Origin of the sequence: Extensimonas vulgaris (genome assembly GCF_003337425.1) — a bacterium.
Lineage (GTDB): Bacteria > Pseudomonadota > Gammaproteobacteria > Burkholderiales > Burkholderiaceae_C > Extensimonas > Extensimonas vulgaris.
In genome coordinates, this window is sequence record NZ_QPJU01000002.1 from 247918 (window position 1) to 268528 (window position 20611).

Annotated in this window: 20 protein-coding genes; 5 read left to right on the forward strand and 15 right to left on the reverse strand. The window is 65.7% G+C overall.

The annotated features are described in order from the left end of the window. Positions 1-11 precede the first annotated feature (11 nt). From DFR45_RS04070 to DFR45_RS04095, 6 genes are all read right to left on the reverse strand, one after another. Entirely contained in the window at positions 12-797 is a 786-nt protein-coding gene (locus DFR45_RS04070; protein ID WP_114482413.1) for an amino acid ABC transporter ATP-binding protein, read from the reverse strand. Then, entirely contained in the window at positions 794-1576 is a 783-nt protein-coding gene (locus DFR45_RS04075; protein ID WP_114482414.1) for an amino acid ABC transporter permease, read from the reverse strand. The genes DFR45_RS04070 and DFR45_RS04075 overlap by 4 nt, the downstream gene beginning before the upstream one ends. A gap of 36 nt (positions 1577-1612) precedes the next feature. Further along, the gene (locus DFR45_RS04080) at positions 1613-2377 is read right to left on the reverse strand and encodes an ABC transporter substrate-binding protein (RefSeq protein WP_114482415.1); all 765 of its coding nucleotides are present in this window, start codon (positions 2375-2377) and stop codon (positions 1613-1615) included. Between the two features lie 150 nt (positions 2378-2527). Further along, positions 2528-3286, reverse strand: coding sequence for a sulfite exporter TauE/SafE family protein (locus tag DFR45_RS04085; RefSeq protein ID WP_114482416.1), 759 nt, complete (start codon positions 3284-3286; stop codon positions 2528-2530). Positions 3287-3593: 307 nt separating this feature from the next. Further along, positions 3594-5189, reverse strand: a complete 1596-nt coding sequence (locus tag DFR45_RS04090) for a methyl-accepting chemotaxis protein (RefSeq protein WP_114482417.1) — start codon at positions 5187-5189, stop codon at positions 3594-3596. A 105-nt stretch (positions 5190-5294) separates the two neighbouring features. Next, positions 5295-7529: a heavy metal translocating P-type ATPase gene (locus DFR45_RS04095; RefSeq protein WP_114482418.1), complete on the reverse strand. Its 2235-nt coding sequence runs from the start codon at positions 7527-7529 to the stop codon at positions 5295-5297. A gap of 64 nt (positions 7530-7593) precedes the next feature. Here DFR45_RS04095 and DFR45_RS04100 point away from each other — a divergent pair, with 64 nt between their 5' ends. Further along, a complete protein-coding gene (locus DFR45_RS04100; protein ID WP_114482419.1) occupies positions 7594-7797 on the forward strand; it encodes a heavy-metal-associated domain-containing protein in 204 nt (67 codons plus the stop codon). Positions 7798-7946: 149 nt separating this feature from the next. Here the strand turns inward: DFR45_RS04100 and lptC are convergent, their stop codons facing one another. The 3 genes from lptC to DFR45_RS04115 are packed head-to-tail and all read right to left on the reverse strand — an operon-like array spanning position 7947 to position 10152. After that, the gene (gene lptC, locus DFR45_RS04105; RefSeq protein ID WP_114482689.1) at positions 7947-8567 is read right to left on the reverse strand and encodes an LPS export ABC transporter periplasmic protein LptC; all 621 of its coding nucleotides are present in this window, start codon (positions 8565-8567) and stop codon (positions 7947-7949) included. A gap of 14 nt (positions 8568-8581) precedes the next feature. After that, entirely contained in the window at positions 8582-9151 is a 570-nt protein-coding gene (locus DFR45_RS04110; RefSeq protein ID WP_114482420.1) for a KdsC family phosphatase, read from the reverse strand. After that, positions 9151-10152, reverse strand: a complete 1002-nt coding sequence (locus DFR45_RS04115; protein WP_114482421.1) for a KpsF/GutQ family sugar-phosphate isomerase — start codon at positions 10150-10152, stop codon at positions 9151-9153. The genes DFR45_RS04110 and DFR45_RS04115 overlap by 1 nt, the downstream gene beginning before the upstream one ends. 39 nt (positions 10153-10191) lie before the next feature. On the opposite strand from DFR45_RS04115, the gene DFR45_RS04120 reads away from it, so the two are divergent. After that, complete coding sequence (locus DFR45_RS04120) at positions 10192-12177, forward strand: monovalent cation:proton antiporter family protein (RefSeq protein ID WP_114482422.1); 1986 nt, start codon at positions 10192-10194, stop codon at positions 12175-12177. 32 nt (positions 12178-12209) lie between these two features. On the opposite strand, the gene DFR45_RS04125 is transcribed toward DFR45_RS04120, so the two are convergent. From DFR45_RS04125 to DFR45_RS04140, 4 genes are all read right to left on the reverse strand, one after another. After that, entirely contained in the window at positions 12210-12932 is a 723-nt protein-coding gene (locus DFR45_RS04125; protein ID WP_114482423.1) for a hypothetical protein, read from the reverse strand. A gap of 100 nt (positions 12933-13032) precedes the next feature. Beyond that, positions 13033-13524 carry a Crp/Fnr family transcriptional regulator gene (locus DFR45_RS04130; protein ID WP_114482424.1) on the reverse strand — a complete coding sequence of 164 codons (492 nt, stop codon included), beginning with the start codon at positions 13522-13524 and terminating at the stop codon, positions 13033-13035. A 62-nt stretch (positions 13525-13586) separates the two neighbouring features. Continuing rightward, positions 13587-14009 (reverse strand): hotdog fold thioesterase, encoded by a 423-nt coding sequence (locus DFR45_RS04135; RefSeq protein ID WP_114482425.1) that lies wholly within the window; start codon positions 14007-14009, stop codon positions 13587-13589. A 43-nt stretch (positions 14010-14052) separates the two neighbouring features. After that, positions 14053-14802 (reverse strand): enoyl-CoA hydratase/isomerase family protein, encoded by a 750-nt coding sequence (locus DFR45_RS04140; RefSeq protein WP_114482426.1) that lies wholly within the window; start codon positions 14800-14802, stop codon positions 14053-14055. Positions 14803-14839: 37 nt separating this feature from the next. On the opposite strand from DFR45_RS04140, the gene DFR45_RS04145 reads away from it, so the two are divergent. Further along, positions 14840-15766 carry an ion transporter gene (locus DFR45_RS04145; RefSeq protein ID WP_114482690.1) on the forward strand — a complete coding sequence of 309 codons (927 nt, stop codon included), beginning with the start codon at positions 14840-14842 and terminating at the stop codon, positions 15764-15766. A 46-nt stretch (positions 15767-15812) separates the two neighbouring features. Here DFR45_RS04145 and DFR45_RS04150 read toward each other — a convergent pair whose 3' ends face one another. Further along, complete coding sequence (locus tag DFR45_RS04150; RefSeq protein ID WP_114482427.1) at positions 15813-16802, reverse strand: lysylphosphatidylglycerol synthase transmembrane domain-containing protein; 990 nt, start codon at positions 16800-16802, stop codon at positions 15813-15815. Next, the gene (locus DFR45_RS04155) at positions 16799-17845 is read right to left on the reverse strand and encodes a glycosyltransferase family 2 protein (protein WP_114482428.1); all 1047 of its coding nucleotides are present in this window, start codon (positions 17843-17845) and stop codon (positions 16799-16801) included. The genes DFR45_RS04150 and DFR45_RS04155 overlap by 4 nt, the downstream gene beginning before the upstream one ends. A 139-nt stretch (positions 17846-17984) precedes the next feature. Here DFR45_RS04155 and DFR45_RS04165 point away from each other — a divergent pair, with 139 nt between their 5' ends. Beyond that, positions 17985-19562, forward strand: coding sequence for an ArnT family glycosyltransferase (locus DFR45_RS04165; protein WP_174564664.1), 1578 nt, complete (start codon positions 17985-17987; stop codon positions 19560-19562). Next, complete coding sequence (locus tag DFR45_RS04170; RefSeq protein WP_114482431.1) at positions 19559-20584, forward strand: NAD-dependent epimerase; 1026 nt, start codon at positions 19559-19561, stop codon at positions 20582-20584. The genes DFR45_RS04165 and DFR45_RS04170 overlap by 4 nt, the downstream gene beginning before the upstream one ends. The last annotated feature ends 27 nt before the right edge of the window (positions 20585-20611 follow it).

The window sequence follows — 20611 nt, forward strand, 5'->3', positions numbered from 1 at the left end:
TGTTTTAGGAGTCAGGCGCCCAAGCGGCCAATGAAAGCGCGAATGCGTTCGTTCGGCGGGTGCTTGAAAAACTCCGCCGGCGGCGCATCATGCACGATGCGGCCCTGGTCGAAAAACAGTACGCGGTCGGCCACCTCGCGCGCAAAGCCCATTTCGTGCGTGACCACGATCATGGTCATGCCGCCGCGCGCCAGCCCGCGCATCACGTCGAGCACCTCCTGCACCATTTCGGGGTCGAGCGCCGAGGTCGGCTCGTCGAACAGCATCACCTTGGGCGCCATGGCGAGCGCACGCGCGATGGCTACGCGCTGTTGCTGCCCGCCCGACAACTGCCAGGGGTATTTGTGCGCATGCGCCTGCATGCCCACGCGGGCCAGCAGTTCGAGGGCCAGCGCATTGGCTTCGGGGCGCTTCAGGTGGCGCAGCCGGCGCGGCGCCAGCGCCACGTTGTCGAGCACGCTCATGTGGCCGAACAGGTTGAACTGCTGGAACACCATCCCGACCTCACAACGTTGCTGCTGCAGGGTGGCCGGGTCGTCGGTGACGGGAACGCCCGCGATGCGGATGCTGCCGCTGTCGTGCGGCTCGAGCCGGTTGATGGCGCGCAGCAGGGTGCTCTTGCCCGAGCCTGAAGCGCCGATGATGACGCTCACCTCACCCGCATAAAACTGCGTGCTCACGTTTTTCAGCACCTGATGGTTGCCAAAGGACTTGCTGACGTTCTCGACCTCGATGTAGGGCACGCCACGTGTGGTGGGTGCGGCCGTTGTCGTGTCGGAGAGGCGGGCGGCCGTCATTGCAAGCGCCCCTCGATGTCCAAGCGTTGCTCCAGCGCATTCGAGACCTGCGTCACCAGCGTGGTGAGCAGCAGATACGTGAGTGCCACGGTGCTGAGCGTGGCCACGGGTTGGAACGTGGCCGACTGGATGCGGTTGCCCACGTTGGTGAGTTCGACGACGCCGATCGCGTAGGCCAGCGACGAATCTTTGAGCAGGGCGACGAAGTTGCTCACCAGCGGCGGCAGGGCGATCTTGAACGCCTGCGGGAACACCACGTCGAAAAACACATGCCGGCGCGTGAGGCCCAGCGCCCGCGCCGCTTCGGTCTGGCCCCGCGGCACGGCCAGCAGGCCGGCGCGCAAAGCCTCGGCGTTGTATGCGCCCACGTTGAGCCCCAGCGCCAGCACCGCAGCCGCAAACTCCGGTAGATTGAGCCCCGGGATCAAGGCCGGCAGCGCGAAGTAAACGAACAGAATCTGCACCAGCAAGGGCGTGCCGCGCATGACCCAGATGTAAAACCCCGCGACGCGGCGCAGCGGGGCCCAGCGGGCCGTGCGGGCAAGCGCTGCACACACGCCCAGCACCAGCCCCAGCGTGCCGCTGAGCAAGGTGAGCCACAGCGTAGTGCGCGCGCCGTCAGAAAAAGCCTGCGCGTTTGGGCCGATCGGCTCGGGCAGCAAAGCCAGCAACTGCCCCAGCAGGGCCAGGGCCAGCACCATGAGAATGACGGCGGCCACCAACGTGGCGTTGCTGCGCTGCGAGCGGCTCCAGTGCGCAGGCCAAAGGGCGGTCAACATGCAGGTCGTAAAGCGAAGGCGGCAGCGTTTGCAGACTCAGTGGCAACGCACGTCTTCGCCGAAGTATTTTTGCGATAAGGCGGTGTAGCTGCCGTCGGCCATGGTTTGCGCAAGTGCTTTGGACCAGGCGTCGGCAAGCGCCTGGTTGCCCTTGGCGACGGCCGCGGCGATGCGCTCGACGAACACCATGTCGCCGAGCTTCATGCCGGCGTTTGGAGCCTTCGCGATCATCTCTTTGGCCACGAAGCGGTCAGTGACCCAGGCATCGACGCGGTGCGAGAGCAGTGCGCTGCGGGCATCGACGTCGGTGGGAAAGTTCTTCATCTCTTTGATGCCAGGGATTTTTTGCACGCTCTCGAGGTAACTCGTGCCCGTCTGCACGGCCACCACCTTGCCGGCCAAGTCCTTGGCGCTGCGGATCGCCGGATCGAGCGACACCACGATGCCGCCCGAGCAGTAATGCGGGGCAGTGAAGGTGACGGCCTTGGCGCGCTCGGGCGTCACGCCGTGCGAGGCGATCACCAGATCCCAGCGGTCTTGCTGCAAGCCCGTGAGCAGGGCGTCGAAGCCCACCGTCTTCCATTCGGTCTTGAGCCCCATGCGCTGCGTGACGAGTTCGGCGAGTTCGACTTCGAAGCCCGTCAAGGTGCTGCCTTTGAAATAATTGAAAGGCGCGAACTGTCCTTCGGTGGCGACGATGATGCGTCCGTCCTTGCGGATGACGTCGAGCGAGCGCGCCTGGGCCGCGCCGAGCAGACTCAGGGTGAGCAGGGTGGTGGCGAGGATGCGAAAGAATTTCATAGGAAACTTGATCGTTTGAGCCTGGTATTTTGAAGAGCTTCGCATACGGCTTGGATCTGCAAGCGCTCTGAAAACTATAACGTCTGGGAGGTGCCCATGTCAAAGATTCTTCGCCCCATCGCGGCAAGCTGTGCTGCGTGCGGTGCGGTTTCAGCGCAAGAACGCATCCCAGCCTGTCTTGAGAATCAACACCCCCACCGCCGCGATGAAAATGCCGCGCACGAAACCAGCCCCGTGACGCAACGCAAGATGGGTGCCAAGCAGGCTGCCAACGACGTTGGCCGCGCCCAGCGTGAGCGCGAGGGGCCACCAGACATGGCCTTTGCTGCCAAAGAGCACGATCGCGGCCACGTTGGTGGAGAAATTCAGCAGTTTGGCGGACACAGAGGCATGGAGAAAATCGTAACCGAGCACGCGCACCAGCAAAAAGATGAAAAAACTACCGGTGCCTGGCCCAAAAAAACCGTCATAAAAACCGATGCTGACGGCGATCAGACTCGCAAAAAGCACCTCTTTTTTGCCAGAAAATCTTGGTGTGTGCGTTCTGCCGAACTCTTTTTTGGAGAGCGTATACAGCAGTACCAGCAGAAGTACCAAGGGGAGCAGGCGGCGCAGCACGTCCGAAGGAAGCAAGGTGACCGTCCAAGCGCCCGCCCAGGAGGCGACAAAAGCGCTCGCTGCCGCTGGCAGCATGGTGCGCCAGCACAAAGGGACGCGCTGGCTGTAGCGCCAGGCGGCCATGGCCGTTCCCCACACCGAGGTGGCTTTGTTCGTGCCCAAGAGCGTGGCCGCAGCAGTGGTGGGGTAGGCCGCAAACAAGGCCGGCAGCATCACCAGCCCGCCTCCGCCGGCGATGGCATCGATACCTCCGGCGAGCATTGCCGCGAGTGCCATGGCAATCCATTCCATAGGGCGATTGTCGCAGCCTTGGGTCAGTATCAAATAAATATCAAATAAATAGCAAAAAGCGCTTGAGACATCAGGCTTTTGTGCCAATTTTACAAAAAAAAGCGCCGGGATCGCCGGCGCATCGAAAAAGGTGCGCCTCGGTGGGCGCTTTGAAAGGATTGTTGGCTTGTGGGTGTCTCCTCGGCTCCCTCGTTTGGCGCAGGCAGCGCTTTCGAGTGGGGCTCACTGTACGCGCCTTCACTGCTTTGGTGCATTGGGGATTTCCCGCCCCCCTCTTTGTTCGGCGCACGTATGACAGCAGGTACCCTCAGGCTGCGATCGCCGTGGGGCGTGTCTGCGCCGCCAGATGAAACTGCTCTACCACTTGCAAGAGCCGTTGGGCTTGCTCGCGCAGCGACTGCGCGGCTGCGGCGGACTCTTGCACGAGCGCGGCATTTTGCTGCGTCATGTGGTCGATCTCGCTCATGGCCTGGTGGACTTTGGCAATGCCCGCGGATTGCTCGGTCGCGCCCGCCGTGATTTCGCCGATGATGTCGCGTACACGCTGCACCCCTGTCACGATGTCCTGCATGGCGCGTCCTGCACCTTCGACGTGACGCACGCCATCTTGGACTGCGGACACGCTGGCGTCGATCAAATCCTTGATGTCGCTCGCCGCGGTGGCTGAACGTTGCGCGAGACTGCGCACCTCGCTGGCTACGACGGCAAAGCCCCGTCCCTGCTCGCCGGCACGCGCGGCTTCGACCGCGGCGTTGAGCGCGAGGATGTTGGTCTGGAACGCAATCGCTTCGATCAGGCCGATGATGTCGCCGATCTTGCGGCTCGAGGCCGCGATTTCGTGCATGCTCGCCACGGCCTTTTGCACCACAGAGCCGCTTTGCGTGGCAGTGTCTGCCGCTACTGCGACGAGTTGGCGCGCTTGCTGAGATTCCGTTGCCGTGTGTTCGATCACGCCTGTGAGCTGCGTGATCGAACCAGCCACCGCCTGGGTGTGGTTTGCCGTTTGTTCGGTGCGGGCGGAAAGGTCTTCGTTGCCGGCGGCGATTTCCTGGCTGGCCATGGCGATCTGGCCGCTGGCGTCGCGCACCTGCGCCACCAAAGTGCTCAAGCCGGCTTGCATCTCGGCCAAGGCGCGCAACAGGTCGGCGGCTTCGTCCCGGCCCTCTGCCGCGATGGTTTGCGACAGGTCTCCGCCAGCGATGGCCTGCGCCATGTGGCGTGCCTGCGCCAAGGGGCGGCAGATCGACTCCATGTTGAGCAGGGTGAGCGGCACCACCACGAGCACCGCAAGCGCCAATGCCAGCATGAACCACCAGCGCGTCTGTGTTGCAACGGCATGCTGCTTTTCTATGGCTGCTGCAGCTTCGGCTCGCAGCAGGCGCTCTAAGTCTTGAAGCATTTTGGATGCATCCTGGATCTGGGCGACCGCCTTGCTGCTCATGCGATGGGCCACCGTGGCCGTGTCGTAGCCGCCGGCCTCGAGTTGCCGTGCTATGGGCGCGAATTGGGTGCGATAGGCGTTCAGTCGCTGCAGGATCTGCACTGTCAGGGATTTTTTCGGCCCGTCCCCGCTCTCTTGAAACCGGGTGGCCACTTTCTCGGCCTCTTGCAAGGCACCAAGCCACTGCTGGTATGCCTGCCGCACGGCCTCGGGCTTTTCATACTGGATGATCATGTTCTTTTCATGCTGTCGGATCGCCCCGACTGCAACCTGCAGCTCGGCCAAACGGCTGATGTCGGTAAACGAGCGTGCCAAAAAGTCCTCGCTCAAGGCGTAGATGCGCTGCATGCCGTACATCCCCGCACCCCCAACCAAAACCAGTAGCAGCAACACGACGCCGATGGCGCCGAGCATGCGCAGACGGATCGTGAACTGGCGCATCATCCAAAACATGAAATTCATGGCTTGCCTACCTCAATTGCCGGGAAAACTGCTTGCACACCAGGACGTGCAACAAGATGTTGCAGTGTGCCAGACAATTCCGCCATTTTTACGACCCAAAGCGGCTTACTCGGGCATGCGCCAGCGTTTGAGCAACAAGGCATTCGTCATCACGCTCACCGAGCTCAGCGCCATGGCGGCGCCGGCGACCACCGGGCTCAGGTAGCCGAGCGCCGCGAGCGGGATGCCGGCCACGTTGTAGGCAAAGGCCCAGAACAGGTTTTCGCGGATCTTGCGCACCGTGCGGCGCGAGATGTCGAGCGCCGCCACCACGAGATGCGGGTCGCCGCGCATCAGCGTGATGCCGGCCGCGTGCATGGCCACGTCGGTGCCGTTGCCCATGGCCAGGCCCACGTCGGCCGCGGCCAGCGCCGGCGCGTCGTTCACGCCGTCGCCCACCATCGCCACCACGTGGCCGCCCGCCTGCAGCGCGCGCACGTGCGCAGCCTTGTCGCCGGGGAGCACTTCGGCGATGACTTCGCCCGCGTCGGGGTCGAGGCCCAGCTGGCGCGCCATGGCCTCGGCCGCGCCGCGGTTGTCGCCCGACAGCATCACCGTGCGCAGCCCGCGCGCCTTGAGCGCTGCGATCGCCGCGCGCGCGCCGGGCTTGGGCGCGTCGCCAAAGGCCAGCAGCGCGCAAATGACCAGGCCCTGCGCGCTGCGCTCGGCCAGCGCCGATACCGTGGCGCCTTGCTGTTGCAATGCTTGCGCGCGCTCCGCCAGCGCACCAAGATCGGCGCCCAGCTCCTGCAACCAGCGCAGGCTGCCCAGCAGGTAGCGGCGGCCATCGACCTCGCCCTCCATGCCGCGCCCCGGCACGGCCTGCACCGCCGCTGCGGCGCCGGGCTGCACACCGCGCTCCTGCGCCGCCTGCAGCACGGCGCGCGCGAGCGGGTGCGTGCTGGCGCTTTGCAGACCTGCGGCGGCGCACAGCAATGCCGCCGCGTCGCGCTCGGCAAGCGGCTCGAACGCCGTGAGGCGCGGCTGGCCCACGGTCAACGTGCCGGTTTTGTCGAAGGCCACGGTATCGACCTTGTGCGCAATCTCCAGCGCCTGCGCGTCCTTGATGAGGATGCCGTTTTTCGCCGCCACGCCCGTGCCCACCATGATGGCTGCGGGCGTGGCCAGCCCGAGCGCGCAGGGGCAGGCGATCACCAGCACCGCCACGGCATGGATCAGGCTCGCCTCCAGCCCCGCGCCCGCGGCAAGCCAGGCCATCAGCGTCAGCAGCGCAATGGCGAGCACCACGGGCACGAACACTGCCGCCACGCGATCGACCAGGCGCTGGATCGGCGCCTTCGCCGCCTGCGCGTCTTCGACCAGGCGGATGATCTGCGCGAGCACCGTCTGCGCGCCCACGGCCGTCACCTGCATCACGATGCGCCCGTCGCCGTTGATTGCGCCGCCCGTGAGCGCATCGCCCGGCCCGCGCGCCACCGGCAGCGGCTCGCCCGTGAGCATGGACTCATCGACCTGCGTCTGCCCTTCGAGCACCCGGCCATCGACGGGGATGCGCTCGCCCGGGCGCACCACGAGGCGGTCGCCCACCAGCACCTCGGCCACGGGCACATCCGCCTCGCCCTGCGGCCCGAGCAGGTGCGCCACCTCGGGGCGCAGCGCATGCAGCGCGCGGATCGCCGCCGTGGTCTGGCGCTTGGCGCGCGCTTCCAGCCACTTGCCCAGCAGCACCAACGTGATCACCACCGCCGACGCCTCGAAATACAGGTGCGGCATCTGCTCGGGCGGCGCCGTCAGCCACAGCCACAGCGACAGGCTCCAGCTCGCGCTCGTGCCCAGCGCCACGAGCAAGTCCATGTTGCCCGCGCGCGCCTTGAGCGCATGCCAGCCCGCCTTGTAAAACCGCGCCCCGAGCACGAACTGCACGGGCGTCGCGAGCACAAACTGCAGCCAGGCCGGCAACATCCAGTGCCTGCCCGCCAGCTCGCCCAGCATGGGCAGCACGAGGGGCGCCGACAGCAGCAGCCCCAGCGCCACCGGCCCAAAGCCCGCCCAGGGCGAGGCGTCCTCGGCCTGCAGCTGCGCCTCGGCGCTGCGCGGCTCGTAGCCGGCATTGCGCACGGCGCGGCGCAGCAAAGCTTCGACGGCCTGCGCGTCCTGCCCCGGCGGGACGGTATAGACGATGCGCGCCGACTCGGTCGCCAGGTTCACCGTGGCTTGCTGCACGCCGGGCACCTTGCGCAGCGCACGTTCCACGCGGCTCACGCAGCTCGCGCAGGTCATGCCGCCTATGCCCAGGTCCAACTCGCAACAATCGCCTGAAGCAGGCTCAGCAATGTCCATGAAGCACCCTATAGCGTTCGCAAAGAGGGCATCATCCTATTTTTTCAGCAAGAGGACATCCGCCATGCAATACACGTTTCAAGTCCAGGGCATGACCTGTGCGCACTGTGAGCGCGCCGTGACGCAGGCGCTGCAGCAGGTCGATCCGCAAGCCCGCGTGCAGATCGACCGCGCGCAAGGCAAGGTCGAAGTGGACAGCAGCGCACCGCGCGAGGCGCTGGCCGCCGCCATTCGCGAAGAAGGCTACGCCGTGGCGCAAGCGCTGTGACGGTTCGGCACGGGGTACAGGGCATGAAATCATGGGATTTTGATGCAAAAAGAAGAGCTGCTAGCGCTTGCTGAATGAGCGCTAGTGGCTTTTTTTTGCCCCATTATTTGCAATCAAAAAAGGAGCAATTGGGGCGGCGAGCCTCTCGCTCAGCGCCCCGGCTTGGGCATCAGGATGCCGCGCACCCGGCCGCGCATCTGCAACACCTGCTCGACGTTGTCGTATTCCATGGCGTCGGCCGTGAAATGGTCGTCGCCGCGAATCAGGGTCACGGGCTGGTTGGAGCGCACGCGCTCGGTCTGCGTGAAGGCGTGCAGAAATTCGCCGCGAAATTCCATGCGCGGCTGGGGCGTTTTGCCCGGCTGCGGCGGTAGCGGCTCGCGCGTGACGACGGCGTTGCCGAACAGTTGCACCTCGGAGCCGTCGGCGTTGCTGAGCGCGCGCCTGGCAGTGGCCACGCTCCAGCGTCCATCCTGGCCCAGCGCGCGCATGCGCACCTCGTCGATCTCCAGCGTCTCGGTGTCGGGGTAGTGGCGCATCACCGCGCCGCGCACTTCGCTTTTCAGGCGGCCGGTGGCGTCGAAGTTCTTCACGGCAAAGTCGCGCATGAAGTAATCGGGCTCGTGGCGCACGGGCTGGGCCCCCGTGAGACCGGGTGCGCGCGGGGCATTGCGCACGAGCCACCAGGAGCCCAGCGCGAGCACCGCCATCACGAGGATGGGCAGATAGAGCGAGAGTCTTTCCGTTGTCTGGCGCAGCACGGCGCGCAGCGGTCGGCGTGCACTCATGGTCGGTACGCTTCGAGCAAGGCCGCGTAGCGCCCGCGCGCCATGAGCAGCAGGTCGCACAGCTCGCGCACCGCGCCGGCGCCGGCGCGCGCCGCGGTGACGTAGTGTGCCGCGCGGCGCACCTCGACGTGTGCCTCAGGCGGCGCGCAGGCGAAGGCGCTGCGCAGCAGCACGGGCAGGTCGGGCCAGTCGTCGCCCATGGCGGCGGCCTGCGCCCAGTCCAGCCCCAGCGCGGCGAGGATGCGCTCGGCCGCGGGGGCCTTGTCTTCCGTGCCGAACACCGCATGCTCCACGCCCAGGGCCTGCAGGCGCAGGCGCAGCGGCGCCGAGTCGCGCCCGCTGACCACCGCCGGCGTGATACCGGCCTGGCGCAGCAGCTTGAGGCCGTGCCCGTCGAGGGTGGAAAAGCGTTTGAGCGACTCGCCTTCGGCGCTGTAATACAGCCCGCCGTCGGTGAGCACGCCGTCCACGTCGAAAAATGCCACGCGCACGCCTTGCGCGGCGAGCAGCAGCTCGGGAGCGAAGGACTGTGCGGGTGCGCGGTTCGCAGAAGGGGTGGTGCGCATCAGATCACCTTGGCACGCATGAGGTCGCCGATGTGCACCATGCCCAGCAGCGTGCCTTGCGCATCGACCACGGGCACGCTCGTGATGGCGTGGCGCTCCATCAGCTCGGCGGCGTCGGCGGCGAGGGCGTCGGGAGCGATGCAGCGCGGGTTCGCGTGCATCAGCTGCGCGGCGGTGGCCGTGCGCAGCTCGGCGCCGGCTTCGATGCGCCGGCGCAGGTCGCCGTCGGTGAAGATGCCGAGCACGCGATCCTGCGCATCGACGATCACCGCGGCGCCCAGGCTCTTGGCGCTCATCTCGCGCATCAGGGTGCTGAACGTGGCTTCGGGGCGCACGCGCGGCAGGGCGTCACCCGTGCGCATCACGTCGCGCACGTGCGTGAGCAGCTTGCGCCCGAGCGCGCCGCCGGGGTGCGAGCGCGCGAAGTCTTCAGGCCGAAAGCCGCGCGCCTCGAGCAGCGCCACGGCGAGCGCGTCGCCCATCGCGAGCTGCGCCGTGGTGCTGGTGGTGGGGGCGAGGTTGAGCGGGCAGGCCTCGCGCTCGACGCTGCAGTCGAGCGTGAGGTCGGCATGGCGCGCGAGGGTCGATTGCAGCTGGCCGGTGAGCGCGACGAGTGGCACGCCCAGGCGCTTGAGTACGGGCAGCAGGGCCGTGAGCTCGTGGCTCTCGCCGCTGTTGGAGATGGCCAGCACCAGGTCGTCGGCCGTCACCATGCCCAAGTCACCATGGCTGGCCTCGGCCGGGTGGACGAAGAACGCGGGCGTGCCCGTGGAGGCCAGGGTGGCAGCGATCTTGCGCCCGATGTGGCCGCTCTTGCCCATGCCCATCACGACCACGCGGCCTTTGGTGCGCAATACCAGCTGCACCGCCTGGGCAAAGCGCGCATCCACGCGCGCGGCCAGGGCGCGCAGCGCGGCGGCTTCGATTTCGAAGGTTTCGCGCGCCAGGCGCAGGGTCTGCTCTGCATCGAAGAGGCGCGGGGCGCCGGAGGCTGGGGTCATTCGGGCGATTTTATAGAGCTGTGGGATAGCATCGGCCCCATGTCTTCACTCGCGCTGACTTTGTTGTATCTGCTCTCTGCCGTGCTCGGCGTGGTGGTGTTTCGCAGCCTCAAGCTGCCGCCCATGCTGGGCTATCTGACGGCGGGCGTGCTGATCGGGCCGCACGCGCTCGGGCTCGCGCGCAACCCTGAAGGGGCGCGCCATCTGGGCGAGTTCGGCGTGGTGTTTCTGATGTTCGCGATCGGGCTCGAATTCAGCCTGCCCAAGCTGCGCGCCATGCGCCGGCAGGTGTTCGGCCTGGGCCTGCTGCAGGTGCTTGCGACCATGCTCGTCGTGACGGCCCTGCTGCTGCTGTTGGGGCGCGTGCTCGGCGGCATCTGGGAGATGGGCTGGCAGACGGCACTCGCGCTCTCGGGCACTCTGGCCATGAGCAGCACGGCGATTGTCGTCAAGCTCATGGCCGAGCGCGCCGAGCTCGAAAGTGAACACGGCCGCAGCGTGATGGGCGTGCTGCTGTTCCAGGATTTGGCCGTGGTGCCGCTTCTGGTGCTGATTCCTGCGCTCGGCGCGGCGCCCGAGGCGCTGTTTTCTTCGCTCGCGTGGGCCTTGCTCAAGGCGGCTTTGCTCGTGGGCCTGCTGCTCAGCGGCGGCCAGCGCGTGATGCGCTGGTGGCTCACGCTGGTGGCACGCCGCAAGAGCGACGAACTGTTCATGCTCAACCTGCTCTTGATCACGCTGGGCCTGGCTTGGCTCACGGAGCTAGCAGGTCTGAGCCTGGCGCTGGGCGCTTTCATCGCCGGGGTGTTGGTTTCCGAGACCGAGTACCGCCATGAAGTGGGCACGGACATCCGTCCTTTTCACGACGTGCTGCTGGGCCTGTTTTTCATCACCATTGGCATGATGCTCGACTGGCATGTGCTCGTCGACCATGCCGTGCTGGTACTGGTGCTGCTCATGGTGCCGCTGGTGCTCAAGACGGCGCTGATCCTGCTGCTCGCGCGCGGCATGGGTGCGAGCACGGGGGTGGCGCTGCGCACGGGGCTTTATCTCGCGCAGGCAGGAGAGTTCGGCTTCGTGCTGCTGTCGCTGGCCCAGGATCAAGGACTGGTGCGGCCGGCGCTCATGCATCCGATACTTGCGGCCATGGTGCTGTCGATGCTGGCCACGCCGTTTCTCATCATGTACAGCAACCGCATCGTGATGCGCCTCGTGGCGAGCGACTGGCTGCAGCAATCGCTGCAGGTGACGGCCATCGCGCGCCAGACCATCAACACCAGCCGGCACGTGATCATCTGCGGCTATGGCCGTTGTGGGCAGAACCTGGCGCGCATGCTCGAGCGCGAGAACATTCCCTACATCGCGCTCGACCTGGACCCTGACCGCGTGCGCCAGGCCGCGGCGGCAGGGCAATCGGTGGTCTATGGCGATGCGAGCCGCCCGCAGGCGCTGATGGCGGCAGGTCTGGCGCGCGCAAGCGCGGTCGTCGTGACCTATATCGACATCCCGAGTGCGCTCAAAGTCTTGGCGCATACGCGCACGCATGCGCCACAGGTGCCCGTGGTGGTGCGCACGCAGGACGATTTGCAACTCGAAAAGCTGCGCGAAGCCGGAGCGACCGAGGTCGTGCCCGAGACCATCGAGGGCTCGCTCATGCTGGCGAGTCATGCGCTCGCCCTGGTGGGGGTGCCCATGCGCCGCGTGCTGCGCCTCGTGCAGGAGCAGCGCGACGCACGCTATCGCCTGTTGCGCGGCTATTTCCACGGCGCGGACGACGATGGCGCCACCGAGCGCGAGCAAGAGCGCCTGGCCACGGTGAGTTTGCCCCCGGATGCGCGGGCCATCGGGCAGAAGCTGGGCGACCTGGCCTTGCATGCGGTCGGTGTGCGGGTGGTCGGCCTGCGGCGCGCCAATGGTCGCCTGGTCGAGGCGGCGGACGATTGGGTGCTGGCAGATGGCGACACGTTGGTGCTTTCGGGCCAGCCAGCCGCACTCGCCTTGGCTGAGGACAAATTACTGCAGGGCTGATGCCACCGAGCGGGGCAGGAATGCAGGCGCGGTCAGGTCAGCGTGCCATATTGGGTGTTGCCGAGGATGTGCGCGTGCGCGTCCACATCGGGCTTATCAGGGGCTTCGTGGTCTGTGGGGCGGGCCGGGGAGAGCAAAGGGCCTGAAGACACAGTGGCGCCAGTCTGGCTGAATGCGGCTGGCTTGGCCTTCCCGCCCTGGGCGGCAGCGACAGCGCGCTTGAATGCCATTACCTCGTCTTCGGCGATGGGGTCGTAAGAGCGTGGCGCCGGGGGGCTTTCAGGGGGCAGATGGATGGCGGGGATCTTGTCGGGCACCATAGAAGAATCGGCCATATACGGTGCGGCGGGGCTGGTGGTGGCGAAATCCTTGATGCGCCAATAAACGGCTTTGACAACAATCTCGTGGTGGTTTTTTGCAGCTTCACTGATCAAGGCTTCGATGCCGCTGAGGCGACCAGGGTGGGCAACGCATTCGCTGGCCAAGTCCATCATGACGACGAACTCGCGTCCGCGTGGGTCCAGCGACAGCACCTTGAACTTGTAGCTGGCCGACAGAATCCCGGCGCGAATCATTGCATTGCGCACCACGCCATACAAAAGTTCGCGCCGCTCCATGCGTTCATTTTTCCATGCGGAGTTCGGAGTGGGCGAGAGCAGGGGACGGGCCGCCTGCTCTGGCTGTGCCGCCCGCGCACCGCCCGCATCGTGAGCCGCTTTGGAAGGTTTGCGGGTGAACCAGTCGAGCAAAGACATGTGTGTAACTTCTGATCGCGAGGGAAGCAGAGTCAGGAGTTTAGCGTCCCGCACAGGGCCAAGTTGCTCAGGCAGCGCTCGAATGCGCCCGGAATGTGACTCAGGTGATGGCGATACGTCGCCTGCGGTTTGCCAGACGTTTGGCCATCACCGCGCCAGCCGCCATCGCCACACCGAGCGCGATGGCCGGCTGGCGGTTGGACAATTCGGAAAACCGCAATGCGGCGATCGACCAGAGTTTGCTCGCAGCGGTTGCCTGTACGGTCGCGCTGCGTGGGCGATGCGCGAAGAACGCCCCTTCCCCGACGATGGTGCCAGGGCCGACCAGGGCGATGCGAAGGCGCCCTTTATCGTCTTGGTAGTGCACGCTCAGGTTGCCGCTTTCGATGAAATACAAAGTCCGATCGAGGGAGCCTTGGGGAAACAGCACATGGCCACTGGGCACGCTCAGCGGCTGCAGGTAACTGCCCAGAAGCTCCCATTGCGCAGGCGATAGCGGGTTGTTCAGGCTATCCTCCGCGTTGGCCTGGGATATGGCCGCGAGCAAGCCCGTGAGGTCGATTTTGGCGGCGGGGTGGGCTAAGCTGGACATGGTGCAGCGAACGCTACCGCGCCTATCGCTGCGCCACAAGCCCTCTTTACCGATATTTACACTCAGCGCGGCGCGAGGATCGCCATGGTCAGGCGCGAGGTGCACGTCAACTGGCCGTCCTCGTTCACGAGGTCGATCTGCCACACATGGGTCGAGCGTCCGATGTGGACGGCGCGTGCCGTGCCGGTGACCCAGCCCTGCGTGGCCGAGCGGATGTGGTTGGCGTTGATCTCCAGGCCCACGGCGTGGTGGCCCTCAGGGCAGGCGTGGTAGGCGCCCATGGAGCCCAGCGATTCGGCCAGCACCACGCTCACGCCGCCATGCAGTAGACCGAACGGCTGCTTGGTGCGCGCGTCCACGGGCACCCGCCCACGCAGGAAGTCGGGGCCGATTTCGGTGATTTCTATGCCGAGGTGGCTCGCGGCAGTGTTGGTTTGGGCGTCTTGCAGCGCTTGCAGTGAAATGGGTTTTTTCCAGATGGACATGGGAAGAATCAATCGTGGGTTATCAAAAATAGGGGCAAAAAATTCAGCGCCCCTGAAAGACCGGCGCGCGCTTTTCCTGCCAGGCCAGACTGCCTTCGCGCAAGTCCTGCGAGGCCGCGCTGCGCTGCACTTCGCGCGCGATGCTCTCGGCGTCGGCGCGGCCACGCGCGATCTGGTTCAGGTGCTTTTTCATGCCCAGCAAGGCAATCGGCGCCATGGCCGCGAGCGTCTGCACGAGGGCGCGCACGGCCTCGGCAGGGTCGGGGCCCTCGACCAGGTGCGTGAGATAGCCGCAGGCGTGCATGGCACGCGCGTCGAGTTTTTCGGCGCAGAGGAACAGGCGCTTGGCCATGTCGAGCCCAAGCCGGCTGACATAGCGCTCCAGGCCGCTTTGGTAAAAATGCAGCCCCAGGCGTGCGGCCGGAATGAACATTTCGGCTGCGCTGGTGCCCACGCGAAAATCGCAGGCCAGCGCCATGTCGGTGGCGCCGCCGTAGACGCCGCCCTGGATCGCCGCGATGGTGACGGCGCGGCAGTTTTCGAGCGCATCGACCATTTCGCCGAAAGCGCTGCCCTTGTTCTGGCTCTGCGCAACCTGGCCGATGTCGTAGCCGCTGCAAAAATGCTTACCCTCGGACTGCAGCACCAGCACCAGCACGCCGGGCGTCTGGTTGACGGTGGCGACGTGGCGGATGAGTTCGGGCAAATCCTCGGGCGTGAGCTTGTTGGCCACGCGCGGGCGGCGCAGGGTGATGGTGGCAACGGCACCATCGATGTGAAGCAGCGGAAGCATGGGAAGGAGTGCGGTCGAAGTGGAGCGGAACGAAAAAATGTATCAAAAAAGAGGCAAGCGGCCGGGGTTGCCGTCACGCAAAGCTTTGGCCGGTCAGCCGCTACAGGGCTGGCGTTTGCACCTCTATACCATCATTTTCGAATCGGACACGCGCGCCGGACGCTGGTTCGACCAGGGCCTGATCGTGGCGATCCTGCTCAGCGTGGCCGTGGTCATGGCCGACAGCGTGCCCACGCTGCACCAGCACTGGAGCGGCCTTTTCACGAGCGCCGAATGGGCCTTCACGCTGCTGTTCACGCTCGAATACCTGCTGCGCCTGGCCTGCGTGCCGCACCCATGGCGCTACGCCACGAGCTTTTTCGGCATCGTCGATCTGCTCGCGCTGCTGCCCACCTATCTGGCCCTGCTGCTGCCCGAAGCGCATGTGCTGATCGACGTGCGCGTGCTGCGCCTGTTGCGCGTGTTTCGCGTGTTCAAGCTCACCGCCTACATGACCGAGTACCGCGGTCTGGCGCTGGCCTTGCGCGCCAGCCGGCGCAAGATCACGGTGTTCATCACCGGCGTGCTCATGGTGGTGTTGGTGCTCGGGACTTTGATGTACGTGATCGAAGGCCCGGCCAACGGCTTCACCACCATTCCCACCTCCGTGTATTGGGCCATCACCACGATGACCACCGTGGGCTTCGGCGACATCGCGCCCAAGACCGAGTTGGGTCGATTCATTTCCTCGATGATGATGTTGCTGGGTTGGGGCACGCTGGCCGTGCCCACGGGCATCGTGACGGCCGAGATGGCCGCGCAGCGCCAGGCGATGCTAGGACTTGCGCCCACTCCCGTCACCACGCGCACCTGTCCCGAGTGTTTGAGCGAAGGCCATTTGCCCGAAGCGCGCTTTTGCATGCACTGCGGAGCGCTGCTGCCGCCATGGCAACACGACGCGCAAGCAGTGCAGGCTGATGTCTGACGGGCTTTCGTCCATGCGTGCCGCTGCCATGGTGTCTTGCGCCCCATCAGCGAGGGCGGGGGTCTTTTTGGCGGCTTTTGCCGGGCAGACCAAATGCCAGGGCACCCAGCGCTCCTTGCGCCAGGGCATACGCTCCATAAATCAGCGCCACGCCGACGGCGGCGGCGGCGGGAACGCCGAAAGGGGCCAGGGCCGCGATGCTAGCGGCTTCGCGCGTGCCCCAGCCGCCGACACTGACAGGCAGTGCGGCCAGCAAAAAGATCGGTGCCATGGCAAAGGCCCAGGCGGCGGCAGGCACATCGACGCCTAAAGCCAGACCGCCCAAGGCCAGCGCCGCCGCAGACAGGCATTGCACCAGCGCCGACGCCAAAGCCTGCACCAGTCCCTGGTGTATGGCATCGGGGCGTGCGGCGGCATAGGCCAAGGGCGCGATCCAGGCTGGGAAAGCACTGGGGTCACGCTTGCGCAGCCACACCAGCAGTGCCCAGGGCAGGCAGAGCCAGACGAGGCCTCCCGCGCAGGCTGCCATGACCAAGGCATTCGGTGTCATGTGCAGCGCGGGCGCAAGCACCGATGCCGAAGCTGCGGCGCCACATGCGCCCATGGCGCAAAGCATCCACACGCCGCTCAAGCGATCGAACAACACGGACAACGACGCTGCAGCCTTCGCATGCACGGCGTGCATCGGTGCCGGGGCCGCTACGGATTGGGCTGTGCTGAAAGCCACCATGGCCCGATAGACATCGCCGCCGACCACCGCGCCAGGCAACAGCACGTTCAGCCCTATGGCCTGAAAATACCAGCGCAGCGCGTCCATTCGACGCATGGGCAGGCCCAGCCACTGCGCCAGCGCGTGCCAGCGCCATGCAGAAGCCATGTTCGAGGCTATCGAGGCCATGAGGCCGAGCAGCAGCCAGCGCGCGTCGGCCGCACGCAGCCTCAGGAGCAGGGCCGCCGGGTCTGCGAGGTAGGCCACGAGCGCGAGCAAGGCCAACCCGCCCAGCCCTTTGAGCCAGGCTTTGCGCGAACCGATCACGGCAAAACCGTAGAGCGTGCCGGGGCGGAGGGCGCCTGCGCTTGGCCGTCGGAGCTTGGCGTGGTCAGCGCTTGCGCCAACGCACCATATTCATGCGCATAGTATTGGTGCCCGCCGCCCGATTCATAGTAGATGCGCGTGAGCAGCTCGCCCACGAGTCCCACGGCGATGAATTGCATGCCCATGAGCACCAGCAGCACACCTGCGAACAGCAGGGGCCGCCCGCCGATGTCTGCGCCCAGGAGCTTTTGCACCAGCAGCCAGGCCAAAATCAGCATGCCGGGCGTGGCCAGCCACAGGCCCAGGCCGCCGAAAGCATGCAGCGGACGCTGGCGAAAGCGCATGAAAAACACCATGAAGATGAGGTCGAGGATGACGCGAAACGTTCGGTCTATGCCGTACTTGGAGACGCCGCGTGTGCGCGCATGGTGGCGCACGGGCACCTCCGCGATGCGCGCGCCCGCGTCGCGCGCGAGCGAGGGGATGAAGCGGTGCAGCTCGCCATAGAGCCGGATGCGCTCGATGATGGGCCGGCGGTAGGCTTTGAGGGCGCAGCCATAGTCGTGCAATTGCACCTGCGTCACGCGGGAAATCAGCCGGTTCGCGAGCACCGACGGCAGGCGCCGCGACAGGGCTTTGTCCTGGCGGTTCTTGCGCCAGCCGGAAATCATGTCCACGCTAGGGTCGGTTTCGAGCCGCTCGAGCAGCAGCGGGATGTCGCCGGGCTCGTTTTGCAAGTCGGCGTCCAGGGTCACCACGTAGCGGCCGCGCACGCGGTCGAAGCCCGCTTGGAGGGCACTCGACTGGCCATAGTTGCGCACCAGGCACACGGCGCGCAGCCAGGGCCGGGTAGCGGCGAGCTCGCGCAAGCGCTGGGCGCTGCCGTCGGTCGAGCCATCGTCCACCGCGATCAACTCGTAGCTGAGCGGCTGCATGCGCATGGCCGCGTCTATGCGCTCCACCAGCTCGGGCAGGTTGTCGAATTCGTTGTAAATGGGGACGACGATGGAAACGTCGGGCTCAGGTGCAGTCACGGGGCGCAGGTTCCAAAGAATAGACGGTAGCCTCCTATACTACCCCGCTGCCGTGCTGCCGCGCCTTTGCAGCAGCAAGCCCTTCATCCAGTGCCTGTCTGCGGCAGCCGCGCCAACAGCCCTTGTGCCGATGCCCGCAGCTTTTTCCATGACGTCCGCGCAAACACCGTCCTCCCGAGACTGGCAAGCCCGCCTGTACGCGCACCCGCTCGCGTGGCTGGTGTTGCTGACAGTGGCACATGTGGTCTCCCGCGTAGCGATTTCGCCGGGCATGAAGTGGGATGAATCGGAGCAGATCCTGTGGGCGCAGCAGTTTGCCCTTGGCTATGGGCCGCAGCCACCGCTCTACACCTGGATTCAATGGGCGGTGTGCCAATTGCTGGGGCCAAGCGTGCTCGCGCTCGCGCTCGTCAAGCACATGCTGATCGCCCTGACCTACGTGCTCGCTTGGCAAGCGGCGCGCACCTTGCTTGGGCCGCAGGGCGCTTGGCGTGTCGCCGGCGCGCTGGTGCTGATGCTGCCGTTCGGCTGGCATGCGCTGCGCGACCAGACGCACAGCGTCTTGGTGACGGCGATGGGTTTTGGGGCTTGGTGGGCGCTGCTGCGTCAAATCCGTGCGCCGCGGCCGGCGAATTTTGCCTGGCTTGGGTTGTTTTGCGGTTTGGGGATGCTGTCCAAATACAGTTTTGCGCTGTTCCTTGCGGCCTTGCTGCTCGCTGCCGCCAGCGTGCCGCAGACGCGGCGTGCTCTATTGGCGCGTGGCTGGTGGCTGGCACCGATCCTTGCGCTGCTGATTTTTGCTCCGCATGGGTTTTGGTTGCTTTCGCATTGGCACCAGGCGACCGCGGAAACCCTGCAAAAGATGGACATCTCGAGCCAAAGAGCATGGGTGCAGGGCTTAGCCAGTCTGGGGTTGGCGGTGCTTTCCACGCTGGGCCTGTGGCTGCTGGTCGTGCTGCTCAGTTACCGTGGTCATTTGTGGCGCACGGACTTTTGCCGCAGCCCCGACGACGCCTCTGCCCGCGCTGCCACTGGTGCCCCTGACGGGTGTGCCCCTGACTGGCGCAGCTGGGCCTGGCCGCTGTTGGGACGGTATCTGCTCCTCGTGTGCCTGGCCCTCGTCGGAATGGTGCTGTTCGGCGGCGTGAGCCATTTCAAGCAGCGCTGGGTTCTGCCCCTGCTGTCGATCGCCCCGTTGGCGCTGTATGTCTGGCGTCCGGCTTTGCTCGCGCCCGCCGTGGGCCGCGGCTACACCAGCGCCGTGGTCTGCGTGGCTCTGTCGTTTCTGGTGCTGGCCACGGTGCGCCCCTGGATTGCGGGCTGGCGTGGTGATGCCGATGAGCTCAACCACCCCGTGCCCATGCTTGCGGCGCAACTCACGCGCGCCGGCTACGATGGTCGCGGCGTGATCGTCGGCTCCGACCACATGATCGCGGCCATGCTGCATTCGCGTTTTCCGCAAGGCTTTGCGCTCGCGTGTGCTGAATCCGGCCCTGCCCAGGCAGGCTGCATTCGCGCGGCGCGCGAGCGCGCTCTTGCGGCGGGCGTGGGGCTGTTGCTCGTGGCACGCGGCGATCGCGCTCCCGCGGGTTGGTGGGATGGCGTTTTTGCCGTTCTGCCTTCTGTGCCAGTGCACGCGCTCGATCTTCCCCTGGACAAAATGCCCCGCAACACGCCGCCCCTGCGGTATGAATACGTATGGCTGCCGGCCCCCATCACCCCATGAATGTCGTTCTCCTCACCGGCTGCGCCGGGTTCATTGGCATGCACTGCGCGCTACGCTTGCTGGAGCGCGGCGGCACCGTCGTCGGCATCGACAACCTCAACCCCTACTACGACGTGGCGCTCAAGCAGGCGCGCCTCGCGCAGCTGCAGGCGCGGCCGGGATTTCGCTTCGTCAAGCTGGATCTGGCCGACCGACAAGGTTTGGCCGCATTGTTCGATGAAGTGCGTCCTTGCCGCGTGCTGCACCTCGCAGCCCAAGCAGGGGTGCGCTATTCGATCGACTGCCCGGATGACTACACCGATGCCAACCTGCTCGGTTTTGCCAATCTCTTGCAAGGCTGTCGCAGGCATCGGGTCGAGCATTTGGTTTACGCGAGCAGCTCGAGCGTCTATGGCAGCAATGCCAAGATGCCTTTCGTTGAAAGCGATGCGGTAGACCATCCGATCAGCTACTACGCTGCGACCAAAAAGGCCAACGAGCTCATGGCGCATACCTACGCGCACCTCTATGGCATCCCCATGACCGGTCTGCGCTTTTTTACGGTGTATGGCCCCTGGGGCCGGCCCGACATGGCCTTGTTCAAGTTCACGCGCGCCATGCTCGCGGGCGAGACCATAAACGTTTACGGCGATGGTCAGCTGGTGCGCGATTTCACCTATATCGACGACATCGTCGAAGGTGTATTGCGCGTGCTCGACAAGCCGGCCACGCCCGATGCGCAGTTCGACCCGCTGCATCCGAACCCTGCGACGAGCTCCGCCCCTTATCGCATTTTCAATATCGGCAATGGCAGGCCCACCGTATTGCTCGATTACATAGCAGCGCTCGAAGAAGCCTTGGGCGTGAGGGCCCAAAAACGCCTGCTGCCACGCCAGCCGGGCGACATGCAAAGCACGGCGGCAGATACGAGTGCGCTGCAAAGGTGGGTGGGATTCGCGCCCGCGACGCCGGTGAAAGAGGGGGTGCGCCGCTTCGTAGACTGGTATCGGGCGTTTTACCGCAAGCCGCCGGCCGGCGCTTGATTTTTCGCTTGCCCGCACGGATGAGAC